Raw genomic sequence first — 815 nt, forward strand, 5'->3', positions numbered from 1 at the left:
CAAACCAACCAATTGTACGAGACATTGCGAAGATCACTGTGAACATCGACTCAGGGATACCGATTGCTTTAAGGATAATGCCTGAGTAGAAGTCTACATTGGGGTATAACTTACGAGCGATGAAGTATTCGTCTTCAAGAGCAATTTGCTCTAGTCGCTTCGCAATCTTGAGAAGTGGGTCGTTCTCTAGGCCTAGTACAGACAGAACTTCTTCGCATGTTTCGCGCATAACTTTAGCGCGTGGGTCAAAGTTCTTATAGACGCGGTGACCGAAGCCCATAAGACGGAATGGATCATTCTTGTCTTTTGCTTTAGCAACGAATTCGTCAATGTTTGCAACGTCGCCAATTTCGTTGAGCATGCTCAACACAGCTTCGTTTGCGCCGCCGTGTGCAGGACCCCAAAGTGCTGCAATACCAGACGCAATACATGCGAATGGATTTGCTCCGGTAGAACCNGCAAGACGAACTGTTGATGTTGATGCGTTTTGTTCGTGGTCAGCATGAAGCATGAAAATACGATCCATTGCGCGAACAATTGCTGGATCAAATTTAACATCGCCAGCAGGAGTGCTGAACATCATGTGCAGGAAGTTCTCTGCATAACCCAAATCATTGTTCGGGTACATGAATGGCTGGCCAATCGAGTATTTGTAACACATTGCGGCAATTGTTGGCATTTTCGCGATTAGGCGGAAGCCGGCGATCTCACGATCTTGTGCTTCAGTAATGTCCATTGAGTCATGGTAAAAAGCAGATAATGCTCCAACGACACCACACATGATAGCCATTGGGTGTGCATCACGACGGAAACCA

Annotated in this window: 1 protein-coding gene; it reads right to left on the reverse strand. The window is 46.4% G+C overall.

What is annotated here, in order from left to right; all coding sequences use genetic code 11:
• Positions 1-815 (reverse strand): citrate synthase (gltA, locus tag A3762_RS09905; protein ID WP_068755226.1); only part of this gene is annotated, 815 nt, incomplete at both ends.

The organism is Oleiphilus sp. HI0125, from assembly GCF_001635355.1.